This is a genomic window from Aeromonas sp. R9-2 (assembly GCF_040908025.1).
In the GTDB taxonomy this organism is placed as follows: domain Bacteria; phylum Pseudomonadota; class Gammaproteobacteria; order Enterobacterales; family Aeromonadaceae; genus Aeromonas; species Aeromonas veronii.
Genome location: NZ_JBFOCX010000007.1, coordinates 67,205 through 84,629, shown reverse-complemented (window position 1 = coordinate 84,629; position 17,425 = coordinate 67,205). Strand labels below are relative to the sequence as shown.

The window sequence follows — 17,425 nt, the reverse complement described above, 5'->3', positions numbered from 1 at the left end:
CTGCGTAAACAGCATCCTAACAGCAAACAAATAAAATGGAAATCTAGCCGTCTATCAGTCCAAATGCGCCACCATATACTCATTTATGGGTAATGAGTAACATAGGGCCCGAGAGTAACCTATGCCCGTCCTGCATAGGGATACGTGCTTGCTGTCTACCAACGAGAAAAAAATAACTATGAGCGTCTACTACACACTCTGTTTTCTGGCAGCGTTGGCGATTTTTATCGCCTTTGCCAACCAGTATGTTGTGAAGATCCAGACCACCATCGCCATTACTGCGGGCTCCATGCTGATCTCCGCACTGCTGGTGCTGTTTGGCAAACTGGGCTGGTTCAACCTGGAACCTCTTGCCGTCAAGACCATGGAGAGCATCGACTTCCAGAACTTCCTGCTGAAGGGGATTCTGGGCTTCCTGCTGTTCGCCGGTGGCCTCGGCATCAACCTCAAGGCGCTGCGTAGCCAGAAGTGGGAGATCACCATTCTGGCCATCATTGCCACCCTGCTCTCCACCTTCCTCATCGGCTACGGCTTCTGGTTTATCGCCAAGCTGCTGGGCTGGGAGTTGCCGCTGGTCTACTGCATGCTGTTCGGCGCGCTGATCTCCCCCACTGACCCGATTGCCGTACTGGCCATCGTCAAGAAGATGAAAGCGCCACCCCAGATCGCCATCCAGATCGAAGGGGAATCCCTGTTCAACGACGGTGTTGGCCTCGTCATCTTCGCCACCGTGTTTGCCGTCGCCTTTGGCGGTGTCGAGCCCACCTTCGGTAGCGTGGCCGGTCTGTTCCTGCACGAAGCCCTCGGCGGCATCCTGTTCGGTGCCGTGCTGGGCCTCATCGCCCACGTGATGATCAGCGCCACCGACGATGGTTCATTGGAGCTGCTGCTGACCCTCTGCATCCCGACCGCCGGTTTCGCTTTTGCCAACATGATCGGCGTCTCCGGCGCACTGGCCATGGTGGTCACCGGCATCATGATCGGCAACTGGACCCGTCACTCCGGCTTCTCCGAGCAGAGCAGCCATCACCTGGATCACTTCTGGGAGTTGATGGACCAGTTCCTCAACGCCCTGCTGTTCCTGCTGATCGGTCTGGCGTTGGTACTGCTGGATCTCGCCTGGCGTGACTGGATCCTGCTGGTCATTGCGGTGCCGCTCTGCCTGGGCGCCCGCTTTATCAGCGTGTCGCTGCCCTATGTGGCTTTCCGCCGATTCCGCAATTACAACACCTTCTCGGTGCGGATCCTCACCTGGGGTGGCCTGCGCGGTGGTCTGGCGATGGCGATGGCACTGGCACTCCCCTCCGGCGTCATGATGATCCCGGAACATGGCGTCGACCTGCGTCAGGTCATCCTGGTGATGACCTACTCGGTGGTGATGTTCTCCATCGTGGTGCAAGGCATGACCATCACCCCGATGATCACGGCTGCCAAGAAGGCCTGTGGCGACTACTGAGTCGGCCCACTGTGCTGACTGCAGAATGAGAGAGGGCTCCCGTCGGGAGCCCTCTTTTTATGACTGATAGCTGCGGATATTTGCTGCTGATAGCCCCTTGATTACACAGCGGAAAAGCGTACTGACTTCAACATCGGCAAATTATTGTTTGCTTTTTATTCATTTCGAGGAGAGAATGCGCGCCGGCTAGTTAATCAGCCCTGTTTATGTTTATCCTGCAATGCTTCACCTCACGATGAATCCTGCCAGTACCCGCATAACCTTCTTCTGATTTACTCGCCTTGAGAACCGTCAGGCTGTCTGCCTGCGTTGCCCGGCTCTCACGGTGCAGACCCGATCTGCCCACCCAATTTGATTTATGCATCAGCATATTCCTTGAAAGTGCAGACGCCCCTTAACCGGGCTGGGTATTCCTGCGCGCTTGTCGTTCACCCAATCGACCGCGCCCATTGACCTGACATTTGCCAATACAAGGAGCAAACACCTAATTTATATAGAGAAATACCATGATGAAAGCAGTACAAACACACAAGCCCCTGCGTCGCAGCAAGCCCATCAACCTGCCTGTGCAAGAGCACGACAATGATGCGTTCCTGATCCAGTTCAGCACCCGCTTCAGCGGCGGTTTCGCCATCTCCTGTGATGGTATCGCTGGCGAGTTCTCCATCGAAGACCTCAACTGATCCTGCCTGCCCTCCGGCAGCGCCCGATGCAGACAGGCCGCAACTCACGGCGGCCTCTTTGCTTCTCTCACGCCTTTAGCCAGACCCGGCCTCTTGCTTGTCACTCAGCCTGACAGCCACCTCGCCATTCGCTTCCCCGCTCTCTGACCTTGATCACTGCTCCAGCAGCAGGCACTCATCGGCATCTTCGCTCAATTTGACCAGTCGACTGCGCACCAACCCCAGTTTGGCCAGCAGGCCGATGGATCGCTCGTTGCCCGGAGTGACGATGGCAACTACCTGCCCGATCCCCAACCGGCTTTTGCCATCGGCAAGGGCGGCCTGCGCCGCTTCAATGGCGTAGCCCTGACCGCGATATTGCGGCAGGAAGGCATAACCGATATCGACCTGCTCTAGGGTGTCGCGCTTGATCAAACCGCAGATACCGAGGCTGGCACCGTCCTCCTTGCGTTCCACCAGATAGAGCCCGTGACCATAACGGGCATAGCTGACCGCCGGCCCCTGCTGGATATACTCCTGCGCCTGCTCCAAGGTGCGAATGCCCCGATCACCGATGTAACGATAAAAGTCGCCGTCATTGAGCAGCTCAAGGATGAAGGGGGCATCGGTGGCGATCATTTCGCGCAGGATCAGGCGGGAGGAGGCAATCATGGCAAGAGCTCTCAAACGGAAAGTGAGGGCAAAGAGTGCCCCGTCACTCACGGGCTGGCAAGCCTGTGGCACCATCGGCCATGAAAAAGGGGCCATATTGGCCCCTGATGAGATGGGATAAACGGGCTCAAGCAGCCAGTAACCCGGCGTAGCCATTACCCTGCTCGCGCAGTGCAGTGAACTGGGCGGCGCAATCGGCCCAGCTCAGCCCCAGCGCGTCTGCCACCTTGTGGGGCCACTCGGGTGGCGCCTCTTCCCCCACATCGGATTGCGCAGCCAGCACGATCGCCAGATGGATCAACCCGGCCTCGGGAGAGAACTCCTTGGCCAGCATGGGGTTGTAGTGATACTCCACCGCATTGCTGATGGTCTCGGGGAACTTCCAGTAGCGTGCCATAGCCGCCCCGACCTGGGCATAGTTGAAGCCGACCACCAGCTCTTCCGCCTTGGCCCGCCCCTTGTGCAGCTCCAGATCGTGAATGTGGTGGACGGTGTTTTCCGGCAGGCCTACGTGCATCACCAGTCGGCCAAGATCGTAGAGCAGGGCGCAGGTAAAGACCTCATCCCCTTTCATCCCCTTCTTCACCGCCAGACGACGGGCCAGCTCCGCCACATTGAAGACGCAGCCCCAGAAATGTTTGAGGTCAATGCCGGGTACCGCAGTGACCGACTCGGTGAGCCCGCAGGCCAGCACCATGTTGCGCACCATCGCCAATCCCAGCCGCACCGCGGCTTCATTGACGGTGCCGATCTGACGACTGCTGCCGAATTTGGCCGAGTTGGCCAGGCGCAGCAACTTGGCGGAGATGACAGGGTCCTTGTTGATCAACTTGCTGATCTTGAGCAGATCCGGATCCTTTTCATTGAAGGTCTGGATCAAATCGCGCATCACTTCCGGGATCTGGGGCAGTAGCTTGGGCTCGGCCAGCAGGGAATCTATCGTGGGCATAGGCGTGTCCATCCATGTTATCTGTGTTCCAACCTGTTTGCCTTGGCAAACTCCTCCTAATTATGGGTAACAAATGGCCTCCCCATCGGATTGTTTATTCGCTGGTCATTCAAGGTGTTAGTCACATTCAGGCTATACTGGCCGCCACATTCACTGTTGCGGATATCCCATGAACGACACTCAGGAATTTTTTGATGAAGACGCGCTGCTGGAGATGGTGGAGAACCAGCTCAACGATGGTCACCCTCCCCATGTGAAGGCGACCCTGATGCGGCTGGTAATGAAGGGCACCCCGCGAGAAGAGGCGCTGCAATATATCGCCTGCGCCCTCGGGGCCGAGCTGATGGCAATGGAAGCTGATCAGGGCCCCTTCAATCTGACCCGTTACGGCGAGTTCCTCGACAGCCTGCCCGAGATGCCGTGGGCAGACGACTGACCCGAGCTGGATGACAGATGCAAAAAGGGCGGGTGCCAATGGCCCCGCCCTTTTGCATGGATCCACTCCGGATCAGAACTGGGAGTTGATGATCACCTCTTCCCCCAGCGCCCCTGCCAACGGCAGTGGCCGATAGCTGGAGTTGGCGGCCCGCAGCAGACGAATGCCGCGAATGCCGACCTCCTGCGCCGCCTTGATATCCCCATCGGCGTCGCCGTAGAACAGCTTCATCTGCTTATTCTTGAGCCATTGCACTTTGGTGTTCTGGCCCGGCTGATCACCGGCGAAGATCACCGGATTGAGCTTGTCGGCCGGAATATTCATGGTCTGCTGCAAGGTCTGGCTCACAGTTTCGGTCTTGGTGGCCGAGCGGCCGGTGACGAAATAGATGTGGTCACCGCGCTTGAGATGCATGGCGATGAGTGCCTTGCCCACCTCTTTCGGCATGCTGAACGCATCCCAGCCATTGTTCATCTTCTCCCAGAAGGCAGGGTTCTTCAGGTAGCTCTCGTCGTTGGGGGAGAACTCCTGCTTGCCGCGATAAAAGCCCGGGCTGGAGAAGAGCAGGGTATCGTCGATATCAAACCCGACCGCCATCGGGGGCAGGCCATCCAGACTCTTGGCAATCTGCTCCACTGATACCCAGTGGATCGGCGCCTGCTGGGCCAGGGTGACGGTGGTGACACCGGCAGGGATCGGCTGAACGGTTGCGGCTTGACCTGCCACGGCAGGCAGAGCAAGGGCGGCAGCCAGCAAGGAAGCAAGCAGCGCCGGACGAGAGAAGTGTTTCATAAGGCAGGTTGTCATCTTCAAGCAAAAGAGGGGGCCAATAGTGCCCCCATCCCGCCCCTCAAATCTGTGAATGCTCCAGCAAAAGGGAGCATTTGACGCCCGATAATTAATCTTCGATTGGCAGCAGATCGGTAAAGACAAAACCATCGCGCAGCACTGTCTCGCCGACCCGAATGCCGAGCGGACGGGAGAACATGGGGCCATCATAGGCCAGGGTGTGAAACTCGCCGTTCTCGCCGCACGGATCGACCCCCTCCGGCAACGCCGCCAGCAGTGCCTCGTCAAAGTCATGGCCACCCAGGCTGGCATCCAGCTTGTTCGGGTCGAGAGCACTGATCCGCGCCTTCAACCCAGCGGCCACCATCTGCGGCGCCAGTTCACGGGTATTGCTGCCCCACAGCGGGAATAGTGGTTCGATGCCGGTACCTGCCAGCTGCTTTTCACGGTAGGCGCGCACATCCTCGAGGAACAAGTCGCCAAAGGCCATATGGCAGATCCCCTTTGCCACCACATCAGCGATAAAGCCGGTCATGATGCGGGCGTAATCCTCGTTGCTGCAGGGCCAGGGCAGATCGATGGTGATGAGGGGCAGCCCGACACAGGCGGCCTGCTCGGTCAACAGCTGCTTGCGCACCCCGTGCATCGCCACCCGCTCGAATGCCTGATTGAGGGTGGTAAACAGCCCCACCACCTCAATGGCGGGATCTTGCCGCAACTGATGCAGTGCCCATGCGCAATCCTTGCCGCTGCTCCAGGAGAGCAGTACCCGTTTCTTTTCCATCATTCCTCCGCCAGCGGGGCATTCGGATTGCCCCAAAAAGATGCAAGACAGTGTTGCGAATTGCGCGATTTACACACAAGAGGCAGGCAGCATACTCTCGATCACCTGTATATGCCCCTTGCACGGGGTGACAATAACTAAAAAAACCGATGGGAAACATACGGATATGACCACAAGCACACAACAGCACGATCACGCCCGCCCCCTCAATCGACAGGATTACAAAACCCTGAGCCTGGCTGCCCTCGGCGGCGCGCTGGAGTTTTACGACTTCATCATCTTCGTCTTCTTCGCCGTGGTCATCGGCGAGCTGTTCTTCCCGGCAGATATTCCCGAGTGGCTGCGCCAGTTCCAGACCTTCGGCATCTTCGCAGCCGGTTATCTGGCCCGCCCGCTTGGCGGCATCATCATGGCACACTTTGGCGATCTCATCGGTCGCAAGCGGATGTTCACCCTCAGCATCATCATGATGGCGCTGCCGACCCTGTTGATCGGTCTGCTGCCCACCTATGCGGTGCTCGGTATCGGCGCCCCCATCGCCCTGCTGGGACTGCGGATCCTGCAAGGCGCCGCCATCGGCGGTGAAGTGCCGGGCGCTTGGGTGTTTGTCGCCGAGCACGTCCCTGCCCGTCGAGTCGGGGTCGCCTGCGGCACGCTCACGGCGGGATTGACGGCCGGCATCCTGCTTGGCTCCCTCATCGCCACTGCGGTCAACAAGAGCCTGACACCAGCCGAAGTGAGCGAGTGGGGCTGGCGAGTGCCCTTCCTGCTGGGCGGTATCTTCGGCATCGTCGCCATGTACCTGCGTCGCTGGTTGCACGAGACCCCGGTCTTCGCCGAGATGAAAGCCAACAAGACCCTGGCCGATGAGCTCCCCCTCAAGTCGGTACTGCGCAACCACAAGAGCAGCGTGGTGGTCTCCATGCTGCTCACCTGGCTGCTCTCCGCCGGTATCGTGGTGGTGATCCTGATGACCCCCACCTATCTGCAGAAGGTCTATGGCATCAGCCCGGCCGACGCCCTGACCGCCAACTCGCTGGCGATCGTTGCCCTGACCCTCGGCTGCATCGTCTATGGTCGACTGATCGACCTGCTGGGCAGCGGTCTCACCTTCATGTTCGGCTCCCTGCTGCTGGCGGGCTCCAGCTACGCCTTCTATCACGGTCTGGCGGCCGGCACGAGCCAGCTGGTGCCGCTCTACATGCTGGCGGGCTTTGCGGTCGGGATTGTCGGCGCCGTGCCTTACGTGATGGTCAACGCCTTCCCGCCGGTGGTGCGTTTCTCCGGTCTGTCGTTCTCCTACAACGTGGCCTACGCCATCTTCGGCGGCCTCACCCCGATGGCGGTGACCCTCTGGATGAAGAGCGACATGCTGGCCCCCTCCCACTATGTGGTGAGCCTGTCGGTGCTGGGTTTCGTCATCGGTCTCTGGCTCTGGTTCCAGCAACGGGCCATCCGGCAACAGCAGGCACCGCAAGCGGCCTGACCCGAACAACAAGCCCCGGCAGATGCCGGGGCTTTTTTGTACTGCTTATGTTCAGTTTCGCCAGCATAAGATAGCCTCCCTCTGGGGCCTGCCACCCGCGTTGCCCCATGGCTTCCAACTCTTTATCCGAGGCTCAAGATGTTCTTTCAGGTCGTATTACTCACCTTGCTGGCGCTGCTGCCCATGGTCAACCCGCCCACCACGGCCACCCTGCTGCTGGGACTGAGCAAGGGGATGTCGCGCGAACACGTGCGCCGTCAGGTCAATCTGGCCGCCATCTATCTGTTCTGCACCCTCTGCATCACCTTCTTTATCGGATCCTCGATCCTGGATCTGTTCGGGATCTCCATTCCGGGCTTGCGCCTGGCCGGTGGCCTCATCATCGGCTTTATCGGTTTTCGCATGCTGTTCCCCGCCCCCAGTCAGCAGAGCGGGGTCGATATCAACCAGAGCATCGCCTTCGTACCGCTCACCATGCCCAGCATGTGCGGGCCGGGCACCATGGCGCTGGTAATAAGCGGTGCAGCCCAGATTGCCGAGCTGCCTGACGAGTACAACCGCCTCACCATCTACGCCGGTGTGGTAACGGCGTTTGCCCTGATGAGCCTGATCAGCTGGGGAGTATTGAAGCTGGCGGATCCGGTCTGCAAGATCCTGGGCGCCACCGGCATCGACGCCATGACCCGCATCATGGGCTTCCTGCTGGTCTGCATGGGTATGCAGTTTTGCATCAACGGCATCAAGGAAGTGGCACAGGATCCGGTATTCCACGGCGGCCAGACCGTGCAAACCGCACCGGCGCTACCAAAGGCTTCCGGCACGTTTGATCAGTTGCCGCAGAAGCCCACCGGCTCTGATTGAAAACGGTATCAAAAAGTCCCTGACGATCTGCACTGATCTTGTCCCTGATCATGTTATTGACACACAAATTAGTTAATTTGTTTTTCATACAGACTTTATTCAGATGGACGCTGATAGGTTTGTTGATGAATACCCACTCAACTTCAGGAGAGTATGCAGATGGACAAGATGCTGACCGAAATAGGGAGCCATAGCCTGTTTCACGAGTACCTGAACGTGGTTGGGATTGCGAGCCCATCCCTCGCCAAGATCGAGCAACGCTGGGAATATAAAGATCAAGAGCAGCTGGTTGCCAAAATCCAGATCGACAAACAGGGTAACGCTCGCTATTTCATCGACGCCCGCGCCATATCCGTCAACTGATACCGAATAACCCGCCAGCCCCGGTCCAACGACCGGGGCTTTTTGTTGTATGTGGTTCCCTGAATAGCAAAACCCCGGCAAGAGCCGGGGTTTGAATGCGTCGGGTTACGCCGCTACGCGGCTAACCCAAACCTACGACGTGCCACCCACGGTGAGCTGATCCAGTTTGAGAGTGGGTTGGCCGACACCGACCGGCACGCTCTGCCCCTCCTTGCCGCAAATGCCAACCCCGCGATCCAGCGCAAGGTCGCTACCCACCATGGAGACCTGGCTCATCGCCTCAGGGCCATTGCCGATCAGGGTCGCGCCCTTGATGGGAGCGGTGATCTTGCCATCCTCGATGAGATAAGCCTCGGAGGCGGAGAAGACAAACTTGCCGGAGGTGATGTCCACCTGGCCGCCACCGAAGTTGGGAGCATAAATGCCCTTCTTCACCGAGGCGATGATCTCGGCCGGATCGTACTGACCCGCCAGCATGTAGGTGTTGGTCATACGCGGCATCGGCATGGCGGCGTAGGATTCGCGGCGACCGTTGCCGGTGAGCGGCACCCCCATCAGGCGGGCGTTCTGCTTGTCCTGCAGATAGCCCTTGAGGATGCCGTTCTCGATCAGCACGTTGTAGCCCCCCGGCGTCCCCTCGTCATCGATGGAGACTGAGCCGCGCCGACCCGGCAGGGTGCCGTCATCGACGATGGTGCAGTGTTTGGAGGCCACCTGCTCGCCGATGCGGCCGGCAAACGCGGAAGATCCCTTGCGGTTGAAATCCCCCTCCAGACCGTGGCCCACCGCCTCGTGCAGCAGCACGCCGGGCCAGCCGGAGCCCAGCACCACTGGCATGGTACCGGCTGGCGCGTCGATGGCTTCCAGGTTGACCAGTGCCTGACGCACAGCTTCACGCACATAGCCAAAGGCGCGGCTCTCCAGCCCGTCCAGTTCGAGGAACCAGTCGTAACCAAAGCGCCCGCCGCCACCGGCACTGCCACGCTCGCGGCGATCGCCCTTCTCGGCGATCACGGTCACCGACAGACGCACCAGCGGACGCACATCGGCGGCCAAGGTGCCGTCGGTCGCGGCCACCAGCACCTCTTCGTAGACGCCGCTGATGGAGGCCATCACCTGATTGATGGCGGGATCCAGACTCCTGGCGAACTTGTCCATCTGCTCCAGCAGGGCAATCTTCTGGTGCTTGTCGAGGGTCTGCAGCGGATCCATGGCCGGATAGAGCAGGTTCGCTTCGGTACGAGCCCATGCCTTCACCTTGCCGTGAGCACCTGCTGCGGCGATGCCGCGAGCGGCAGTCACCGACTGTTGCAGCGCCAGCAGGCTCAGCTCGTCCGAGTAAGCGAAACCGGTCTTCTCACCGCTGACGGCGCGCACTCCGACCCCCTGATCGATGTTGTAGCTGCCATCCTTGACGATGCCATCTTCCAGCATCCAGGACTCGTGCCAGCTGCGCTGGAAATAGAGATCGCCGAACTCCACCTGATGACTCATCAGGCTGCCGAGCAGCTGCTGCAGGCGCCCTTCATCGAGGTCGTTCGGGGCCAACAGGGAGGCACTAACCTGGCTCAATAGACTCAATCTTCTTCTCCACTCTCGTAGCGAGCTGTTTTAAATCGTCTTGCCGACGGGTTGGCGACAAGCCACACCATCACAACAAACGGGCATGCTCCAGCACGGACAAACGGCTGCGTTTCAATTTTTCACCACACCATCAGAGCAAACGGGCGTGTTGCAACACTGGCATGGTGCGTTTCAATTCGTCGATAAGCCCGGGCTCCATCTTCGCCAGCACTGTGCCGCGCCCGCACTCTTTGCTCGCCAGCACTCGGCCCCAGGGGTCGATCACCATGCTGTGGCCCCAGGTCTGGCGCCCCGTTTCGTGAGTGCCGCCCTGATTGGCCGCGACTACGTAGCACTGGTTTTCGATGGCGCGGGCCCGCAGCAGCGGCTCCCAGTGCGCCTCGCCGGTCACGGCGGTAAAGGCGGCAGGCACCAGCAGCACGCGGGCACCGGCACGGGCCAACTGACGGTAGAGCTCGGGAAAGCGCAGATCATAACAGATCGAGAGGCCGAGGGGACCAAAGGGAGAGTCCACCAACACAGGCGCCGCCCCCGGGCTGAATGTCTCCGACTCACGGTAGCGACCGTGATTGTCCGCCACATCCACGTCGAACAGGTGGATCTTGTGGTAGTGGCCCCTGAGCTCACCGCTTGGGTCAAACACCAGCGAGCTGGTGTGGATATGGTCGGAACCTGCGATGGTGGTCGGCATAGCCCCGGCCACCAGCCAGATGCCGTAATCGCGGGCCCATTCGGCCAGTTGTTGCTGAATGGGCGTTGCTCCGCTCAGATCGGCGCTGGGATCGGAGCCGATTGCCTCGGCACCATCCAGATAGCCTTGCCGTTCGCCAAACAGGGCAAAGTTCTCCGGCAGCAGCACCAGCAGCGGCCGCTCTTTGGGCAAGGCCGCCAGTTCAGCGGCGATCTGCTCCCGGTTATCCTGCCAGTGACGGCCAGATACCAGCTGTATTGCGGCTAACCACATGACGTTCTCCTTGTCCGTATTAATCGCGATCCACAATATTCGGGTCTTTATCCATCTCGGCCAGCAGCTTGCGAAGATGATGCCGGACCAATCCCCGCTGCCCCCGCTCCGCCCATTTGAGGCAATCGAACAACTCCCAAACCAGACCATCTCCTTCGGCCATATAGGCAGGAAAGTCCCAATGGCTTGGGGCAGTGCCAGATACCTCAAGCGCATCAAGGGAGGAAGTTTTATCGAACAGTGGCAAATAAGGTTTGGCAAGGGGGAACTCAGCCCCCCGATCAAGGATGTGGATCTCGATGCTGGACATGTCGAGAAATATGAAGCGCCAGTATGAACAGACCTCTTCATGTCTTCCTTGCCAGCAGTGAAAGATGGGCCGATCCCCCACAATGGTGCGCACCAGTTCGTCTCCCTGCTTATGGAAGCCGGGCTCGGCCAGCAGCAAGAGATCGACATCGGATACCCGGTCTGCCTTGCCCTTGGCGAGCGACCCAACTACTACCCCGGCATCAATCGCAGGATGGGCTGCGCCATGTTTCATAACCGACTCCAGCAGTGCGCGCTGCAGTGGCGGGATGGCAGCCCAGTGCTCATCCACCATCATAACGGCCCCTCTGACACAACCCGATCCCCCGCCTGCAGGGTGTAATCCAGCACTATGATGCGCTCCAGCACCGGACGGAAGATGGCCTTGAGGGCATCGTGATCAGGATGGGGCAGATAGCGCTGGCGGGCTGCTTCGTCGGCGAAGGTCATCAGCACGCTGTGGGTAAAGCCATCATCCCTCCCCTCCGGGCTGTCATTCTCCCCCCACTCCACGGCGGTCACGCCGCTGACCTGATGGGGAATGGCGAGAAAGGCGGTACGCACCGCATCTATCCGGGCAGGCTGGGTGTCCGGCTTGAAGGCGATCAGCAGGATATGTCGGATCATGGCTCACTCCTTGTGATGGTGCCGGGCCGCTCGTTCAGCGCTGAGCGGGCCCTGCGTGTTTGGGGCTCAGCAGGAAAGGGGTCACCTCTTGGGTCGGCAGGCTGGGGGCAACGGCATCTACCGCCTCTTTCTGCTGCTGGTTGAGCTTGATGCGCGCGCGATCGCGCCCCGCCTCGATCAGCTTGGGTGCGTCGAGCGGGCCCGAGATGCGAAAATCGATGCGGGTCACCACATCCACTACCGGCTCCAGCAGTTTGGAGAGGGCCAGCACATAGAGACCCGTGACCGGCGTGATGGAGAAAGCCGCCACCACCGGCAGGGTGCCCCCCAGATTGGGGGAAAAACTCAGCTCGTAGTCGAGCCGCCAGCGCACCAGATCGGCGATCCCCTCGCCGCGCAGGTTGCCTGCCGCCCCCTTCATATAGAAATCATCGTTGCTGACCTGCCCCTGCTTGATGGTGGCAGAGGCGGACATGGATTCGAAATAGAAGCCCTTGTCGAACACATCGCGAAAATCGAGCCGCAGCTTGCGCAGCAGGGAATCGAGGCTGAGCAGGGAGAGCAGTCGCGCCCCCTTGTCGTTGACCTCCCGCAGGGTGCCGCCCTCCAGCTGATAGTTGGCACTTCCCCCCAGAGTCGGCAGGCTCGGGCGATAGGGCACATCCTGCCAGTTCAGATCAAAAGCGAGGGAGCCGGGGGCATCGCCGATGGGCGAGGTGTAGCCGAGCCGCTTGAGCAGTAGCTCGCTGTTGTTGCTGGTCAGCTTGCCACGGGCGCGGGTCTGCATCCGGTTGCCATCGGCCAGCCAGTCGACGCTGCCGGTGAGCTGACTCCCCGCCAGCCGCACATCCAGCCCCTTAAGTGTCACCTTGTTGGCGCCGTGCACCAGCTCCCCTTTCACTTCACCAAGAGGTAGCTCGCCAAAGCGGCAATCGACACAACTCACCTTCAACCAGGGGATGGATGCCATGATGGCGTTGTCCTGCCTGGCATCGGGATCCGGGCTGAGATCCGAACTCTTGCCGGACCAGTAGATACGGGCAAACTTGGCATCCACCGGACGATTGGCTACTGCAGGCAGGCGGATCACCCCCATCACATCGGGGCTGTCGATCATCACCTCGGTCGCCTGATTGGTCGGCCCCACGGTGAAACGCGCCGCCTTGAGGGTGGCACTGCCGATATAGGCGCGAGCCAGCTGTCCATCCACCCACCACTCCTGCGGCAGAAAGGCCGGGCCAACCACCGCATTGCCGGTCTGGTTCTGCGCTGGCAACCACTGCTTGAGTCTGGCCAGCCAGCCACCGACATCGGCCTCCTGCTGGTTGATGGCAAGCAGCATGGGGGCATCGCGCATTACCCGGGCGCCAGGCTGGCCTATATCGACCCGCACCCTACTGAGATAAGGCACCCCTTCGCCGTAGACCAGTCGGGTCTGCATATCCACATCGGCCCCCAGCACGGCGCGAATGTCGGCGCTGCCATCCCGGCCACGGGCGATCACCTTGAGCGGCAGCCGGCTGGCACTGCTCTTGGCCAGCGGCAGCGGCAGATCCAGCCCCATCCCCTGCAAGTTGGAGTCGAGCGCCAGCTGAAAGCTGAACGGCTTGCTCTCGGGCAGGGTCAACCCGAGCTTGCCGCCCCAGTTGCTGCGGCCGTTGAGGATACCGTACGAGGAGATGGCAGCGGGCTGGCGGCGACTATCCCACTGCCCCTTGAAATCGAGGTCGACCTGATAGTGATCCGGATGCTGGCGCCCCTGATAGTCGAGGGTCAGCGGCTGGTTCCACAGGCTCGCCTTGAGGTTGCTGAAGCGGGTCTGTTCGTTGTCATATTCGAGGCGCCCCTGCACCTTCTCCAGCGGCAGATCCAGACTGGCGACCCGCACCTTGTTGTTGCTGAAGGTGGCATCGCCGCTCGCCTTCACCTCGCTCTCGCCATCGAGAGGAATATCGAGCTTGACCGAACCGGCCATCGGGCCACGGATCTCGATCTCCCGCAGCGCCTGTCCCACCGAACTGCCCAGCGGGGAGTCCTGCAGGTAGTCGCTGATGGCCTTGCCCTCCCCCTGCACCTTGGCATCCACATAGAGGTGGGCACCCGGGGAGAGATCCGGGATCCAGGCATGCACCGAGTCGGAGCTCGCCTTGCCGAGTTTGGTGGATCGGCTGCGCATATCGAGGCCGGCATTCTGGAACAAGAGATCGATCTGCAGGTCGGTGAGCGGTTGCCAACCGGGGAAGAACTCGTAGGTGGCCTGCTCCAGCGGCACCGCCACCTGGAAGATGCCCTTGCCGTTGTCGTAGGGAAAGTCCCTGAACTCGCCATACCAGAGCAGGTCGGCCCCCTTGGCCTTGCCCCCCTTGATGGCGCCGCTCAGGTAATCCACCAGCCCCTTGTCCATCGCCTGCAGCGGGAAGTAGCGATCCGCATGGCCCGCATTCTTCACATCGATGCGGCCGGTCAGGGCCAGGAAAGGGTGCTCGAACAGATCGAGGCGGAAACGGCTGGCCAGGGTCAGATCCGGGTTATCCAGCGCGATATCCTGCCCGTAGAGCACCCAGCCCTGTTCCTCACGCCACCAGTCGAGACGGGCCGAGAAGTGGTCGACCGGGATCGGCATCTTGAAGTGACGGGCGGGATCCACCTTGTCGTTCGCCAGCGCCAATCTGGCGCTACCGCCGGTCGGGGTAAGCCAGAACTCGCCGTTGAGATCCTTCATCCCGGGTATATCCTGCCAGGCCTTGAGGCGCACCTTGCTGAAGCGGCCACTGAGGGAGAGATCCTGCCAGTCGGCATTGGCCAGCAGCGTCAGATCCTGCACCGAACCCTGCGGATTGGTCTGGCGCAGGGTCTCGCAGAGTGTGGGGTAGAGCGCCGAGACCAGCTGACTGATCTGGGTGATCTTGTCGAACTCTATGCTGGGCAGATAGCCCTGCACCCGATCCCCGATCCGTTCGAGTTGCAAGCGGCTCTGCAACCAGGGTTTGCCATCCAGCTTGAAGGTGACGTTATGGCTGGCCAGTTGCCAGTCGGTGCCCTCACGGCGCAGCTGGATCTTGCCGCCATCGAGACCGAAACGGTGCATCTCCCCTTTCTTGGGATCCTTCCAGATCAGGTAGTTGTTGCCAAACGCCAGCAGGGTATTGCCCAGCTTGCCGCTGTCAAACTCGCTCCAGAGCTGGAAGTCGAGCTGACCGGCAACCTTGGGTTCGCCCGCATGGATTTTGGCCAGGGTCGGGGTGATATCGAGCTGGCGGGCCCCCAGATAGAGCTGACCCTTGAGGCGATCGAGCCGGGCAGTCGGGGCGTCTACATCCAGAATCAGATCGAGGGTGCTCTCGCCCACCCCGTTGATGAGGTAAGCCTTGCCGACCCCCTGATGGCGCTTGCCACGGTTCTGCCAGCGCAGTTGGGCGATGTCGAGGGCGCGCAGATCACCGAGGGAGGTGGTGACGCTGAGGCGGGTGTTGTGCACATCGAAGGTGGAGAGCTGGGTCAGCAGAAAGCGCAGCAGGGCGCCCTGCTGGGGATCGCCGGAGGGGCTCTCGTCAGCCGGTTGGCGCAAGTCGATGGTGATATCGCCATCGCTCAGGATCAGCTCGCCAAACACCGGCTTTAGCTCGTTAATGGTGCGCCAGAAGTCGAGATGCACCCAGGCTTTGCCGAGCTGTACGGTAAAACGCCCCGAATCCGGGGCGATGGCGAGTTGCTGCAGTTCGAGGGCGGGCCCGGACTGTGTCCAGTCCAGCCCCACTTGCTCCACGCTGACCTTGAGTTGTGAATCACCCAGCAGAGTGTGGATCAGACTCTCCCGATATTGATTCAGCAAAGGGCCCCCGACCCGTACCAAGGTGACCAGCATGGCCATCAGTACGAACAGGACCCCCAGGGCCAACCAGCCCCGACTCAGCCAGCGATAGACCAATTACATCATCACCACGTCGAACTGCTCCTGACCGCAGAGGGGTTCGCTCACTACCCGCACCTGCTTGCCGATAAACACTTCCAGCTCCGCCAGACTGTGGGACTCCTCGCCATGGAGATAGTCGGCCACGGCCGGGGCTGCATAGACGGTGAACTGATCCGCATCGTAGGCACGATTGACCCGGATGATCTCCCGCAGGATCTCGAAGCAGACCGACTCCACCGTCTTGACCCGGCCGCGTCCCTTGCACTCGGGGCACTCGGAGCAGAGCACATGCTCCAGACTCTCGCGGGTGCGCTTGCGGGTCATCTCCACCAGACCGAGCTGGGAGAAGCCATTGACGTTGGTCTTGGCGCGATCCTTGGACAACGCCTGCTCCAGACTGTGCAGCACCCGACGGCGGTGATCCTCGGACTGCATATCGATGAAGTCGATGATGATGATGCCGCCAAGGTTGCGCAGGCGCAGGTGACGGGCGATGGCCGCCGTCGCCTCGACGTTGGTGTTGAAGATGGTCTCTTCCAGATTGCGATGGCCGACGAAGGCGCCGGTGTTGATATCCACCGTGGTCATGGCTTCGGTCTGGTCGATGATGAGGTAGCCGCCGGATTTCAGCTCCACCTTGCGCTCCAGCGCCCGCTGGATCTCGTTCTCCACGTCGTAGAGATCGAAGATCGGCGACTCGCCAGGATAGTACTCCAGCTTGCTGGCCAGCTCAGGCACGTACTCCTCGGTGAAGCGCTTGAGCTGATCGAAGCTCTGGCGCGAGTCAACGCGGATCTTGTCGAGCTCGGCGCCGACAAAGTCGCGCACTACCCGAAATGCCAGACTGGGATCCTCGTAGAGGATCTTGCAGGGTGGATACTTCTGTTTGCGCTCGAGGATCTTGCGCCACAGACGCTTCAGGAAGGCGGCATCCTGCTCCAGCTCCTGCTCCCCCACTCCTTCGGCGGCGGTGCGGATGATGTAGCCACCCAGCTCGTCCACATAGCCAGCTACGGTGCGCTTGAGGCGCTCCCGTTCCGCTTCGGACTCGATACGTTGGGAGACGCCGACGTGGGCGCTACCCGGCATAAAGACCAGATAGCGGGAGGGCAAGGTGATATCGGTAGTGAGACGGGCGCCCTTGGTACCCAGCGGATCTTTCACCACCTGCACCATGATGTCCTGCCCCTGCCGCACCAGCTCGGCGATGTTACCGACCTGGAACTGCTCCTTCTCCTTCACCGCCACACACTCGGTGTGAGGGACGATATCAGAGGCGTGCAAAAAAGCTGCCTTGTCCATGCCGATATCGACGAAGGCCGCCTGCATACCGGGCAGCACCCGACTGATCTTGCCTTTGTAGATATTGCCGACAATGCCGCGCTTGGCCTGACGTTCTACATGCACTTCCTGCAGCAGACCGTTTTCGACCAGAGCGACCCGGGTTTCGGAGGGGGTAACGTTAACCAGCAGTTCTACCGACATAAGTAACCTTGCCTGTTCCAGTTTTGAATTCTATAGAGCCAATCCGGTACAACGCGCGCAAGGGAGAAACGCAGCAGAGCACAGC

Annotated in this window: 16 protein-coding genes; 6 read left to right on the top strand and 10 right to left on the bottom strand. The window is 60.4% G+C overall.

From position 1 onward, the window contains the following. Positions 1-178: 178 nt before the first annotated feature. A complete protein-coding gene (locus AB5Y71_RS02175; RefSeq protein ID WP_021231596.1) occupies positions 179-1,456 on the top strand; it encodes a sodium:proton antiporter in 1,278 nt (425 codons plus the stop codon). Between the two features lie 506 nt (positions 1,457-1,962). Next, positions 1,963-2,139, top strand: coding sequence for a hypothetical protein (locus tag AB5Y71_RS02170; RefSeq protein WP_005340085.1), 177 nt, complete (start codon positions 1,963-1,965; stop codon positions 2,137-2,139). Between the two features lie 153 nt (positions 2,140-2,292). Here the strand turns inward: AB5Y71_RS02170 and AB5Y71_RS02165 are convergent, their stop codons facing one another. Both AB5Y71_RS02165 and AB5Y71_RS02160 read right to left on the bottom strand, forming a co-directional pair. Continuing rightward, on the bottom strand, positions 2,293-2,790 hold the full coding sequence (locus tag AB5Y71_RS02165) for a GNAT family N-acetyltransferase (RefSeq protein ID WP_069529746.1): 498 nt from the start codon (positions 2,788-2,790) through the stop codon (positions 2,293-2,295). Positions 2,791-2,917: 127 nt separating this feature from the next. Continuing rightward, complete coding sequence (locus AB5Y71_RS02160) at positions 2,918-3,739, bottom strand: HDOD domain-containing protein (RefSeq protein ID WP_019446506.1); 822 nt, start codon at positions 3,737-3,739, stop codon at positions 2,918-2,920. A 169-nt stretch (positions 3,740-3,908) separates the two neighbouring features. Here AB5Y71_RS02160 and AB5Y71_RS02155 point away from each other — a divergent pair, with 169 nt between their 5' ends. Further along, positions 3,909-4,175, top strand: coding sequence for a hypothetical protein (locus tag AB5Y71_RS02155; protein WP_005348674.1), 267 nt, complete (start codon positions 3,909-3,911; stop codon positions 4,173-4,175). 72 nt (positions 4,176-4,247) lie between these two features. On the opposite strand, the gene aphA is transcribed toward AB5Y71_RS02155, so the two are convergent. Together aphA and AB5Y71_RS02145 are read right to left on the bottom strand one after the other, a co-directional pair. Then, positions 4,248-4,967 carry an acid phosphatase AphA gene (aphA, locus tag AB5Y71_RS02150; RefSeq protein WP_368170884.1) on the bottom strand — a complete coding sequence of 240 codons (720 nt, stop codon included), beginning with the start codon at positions 4,965-4,967 and terminating at the stop codon, positions 4,248-4,250. A gap of 106 nt (positions 4,968-5,073) precedes the next feature. Beyond that, positions 5,074-5,748: an ATP-binding protein gene (locus tag AB5Y71_RS02145; protein WP_368170902.1), complete on the bottom strand. Its 675-nt coding sequence runs from the start codon at positions 5,746-5,748 to the stop codon at positions 5,074-5,076. Positions 5,749-5,914: 166 nt separating this feature from the next. Between AB5Y71_RS02145 and AB5Y71_RS02140 the strand changes: the two genes are divergently transcribed. From AB5Y71_RS02140 to AB5Y71_RS02130, 3 genes are all read left to right on the top strand, one after another. Further along, positions 5,915-7,234: an MFS transporter gene (locus AB5Y71_RS02140; protein ID WP_368170883.1), complete on the top strand. Its 1,320-nt coding sequence runs from the start codon at positions 5,915-5,917 to the stop codon at positions 7,232-7,234. 138 nt (positions 7,235-7,372) lie between these two features. Next, complete coding sequence (locus AB5Y71_RS02135) at positions 7,373-8,095, top strand: MarC family NAAT transporter (RefSeq protein ID WP_005348656.1); 723 nt, start codon at positions 7,373-7,375, stop codon at positions 8,093-8,095. Positions 8,096-8,254: 159 nt separating this feature from the next. Next, positions 8,255-8,458 carry a hypothetical protein gene (locus AB5Y71_RS02130; RefSeq protein WP_005340062.1) on the top strand — a complete coding sequence of 68 codons (204 nt, stop codon included), beginning with the start codon at positions 8,255-8,257 and terminating at the stop codon, positions 8,456-8,458. Between the two features lie 132 nt (positions 8,459-8,590). Here AB5Y71_RS02130 and tldD read toward each other — a convergent pair whose 3' ends face one another. The 6 genes from tldD to rng form a co-directional block, all read right to left on the bottom strand. Then, complete coding sequence (tldD, locus tag AB5Y71_RS02125; RefSeq protein ID WP_026035085.1) at positions 8,591-10,039, bottom strand: metalloprotease TldD; 1,449 nt, start codon at positions 10,037-10,039, stop codon at positions 8,591-8,593. Between the two features lie 133 nt (positions 10,040-10,172). Next, positions 10,173-11,006, bottom strand: coding sequence for a carbon-nitrogen hydrolase family protein (locus tag AB5Y71_RS02120; RefSeq protein ID WP_317114471.1), 834 nt, complete (start codon positions 11,004-11,006; stop codon positions 10,173-10,175). A gap of 19 nt (positions 11,007-11,025) precedes the next feature. Further along, a complete protein-coding gene (locus tag AB5Y71_RS02115; RefSeq protein ID WP_267529248.1) occupies positions 11,026-11,613 on the bottom strand; it encodes a nucleotidyltransferase domain-containing protein in 588 nt (195 codons plus the stop codon). Further along, positions 11,610-11,942: a Dabb family protein gene (locus tag AB5Y71_RS02110; protein WP_267513579.1), complete on the bottom strand. Its 333-nt coding sequence runs from the start codon at positions 11,940-11,942 to the stop codon at positions 11,610-11,612. The genes AB5Y71_RS02115 and AB5Y71_RS02110 overlap by 4 nt, the downstream gene beginning before the upstream one ends. Positions 11,943-11,976: 34 nt before the next feature. Continuing rightward, a complete protein-coding gene (locus AB5Y71_RS02105) occupies positions 11,977-15,870 on the bottom strand; it encodes a YhdP family protein (RefSeq protein WP_368170882.1) in 3,894 nt (1,297 codons plus the stop codon). Then, positions 15,871-17,340, bottom strand: a complete 1,470-nt coding sequence (gene rng / locus AB5Y71_RS02100; protein WP_005340056.1) for a ribonuclease G — start codon at positions 17,338-17,340, stop codon at positions 15,871-15,873. It abuts the gene before it with no gap. Between the last annotated feature and the right edge of the window lie 85 nt (positions 17,341-17,425).

Coding starts and splice junctions, on each gene's coding strand:
- AB5Y71_RS02130 (WP_005340062.1), top strand. CDS start 8,255: ATGGACAAGATGCTGACCGAAATAGGGAGCCATAGCCTGTTTCACGAG.
- AB5Y71_RS02165 (WP_069529746.1), bottom strand. CDS start 2,790: ATGATTGCCTCCTCCCGCCTGATCCTGCGCGAAATGATCGCCACCGAT.
- AB5Y71_RS02115 (WP_267529248.1), bottom strand. CDS start 11,613: ATGATGGTGGATGAGCACTGGGCTGCCATCCCGCCACTGCAGCGCGCA.
- AB5Y71_RS02170 (WP_005340085.1), top strand. CDS start 1,963: ATGATGAAAGCAGTACAAACACACAAGCCCCTGCGTCGCAGCAAGCCC.
- AB5Y71_RS02155 (WP_005348674.1), top strand. CDS start 3,909: ATGAACGACACTCAGGAATTTTTTGATGAAGACGCGCTGCTGGAGATG.
- aphA (WP_368170884.1), bottom strand. CDS start 4,967: ATGAAACACTTCTCTCGTCCGGCGCTGCTTGCTTCCTTGCTGGCTGCC.
- AB5Y71_RS02140 (WP_368170883.1), top strand. CDS start 5,915: ATGACCACAAGCACACAACAGCACGATCACGCCCGCCCCCTCAATCGA.
- AB5Y71_RS02160 (WP_019446506.1), bottom strand. CDS start 3,739: ATGCCCACGATAGATTCCCTGCTGGCCGAGCCCAAGCTACTGCCCCAG.
- rng (WP_005340056.1), bottom strand. CDS start 17,340: ATGTCGGTAGAACTGCTGGTTAACGTTACCCCCTCCGAAACCCGGGTC.
- AB5Y71_RS02145 (WP_368170902.1), bottom strand. CDS start 5,748: ATGGAAAAGAAACGGGTACTGCTCTCCTGGAGCAGCGGCAAGGATTGC.
- AB5Y71_RS02120 (WP_317114471.1), bottom strand. CDS start 11,006: ATGTGGTTAGCCGCAATACAGCTGGTATCTGGCCGTCACTGGCAGGAT.
- AB5Y71_RS02175 (WP_021231596.1), top strand. CDS start 179: ATGAGCGTCTACTACACACTCTGTTTTCTGGCAGCGTTGGCGATTTTT.
- AB5Y71_RS02110 (WP_267513579.1), bottom strand. CDS start 11,942: ATGATCCGACATATCCTGCTGATCGCCTTCAAGCCGGACACCCAGCCT.
- AB5Y71_RS02135 (WP_005348656.1), top strand. CDS start 7,373: ATGTTCTTTCAGGTCGTATTACTCACCTTGCTGGCGCTGCTGCCCATG.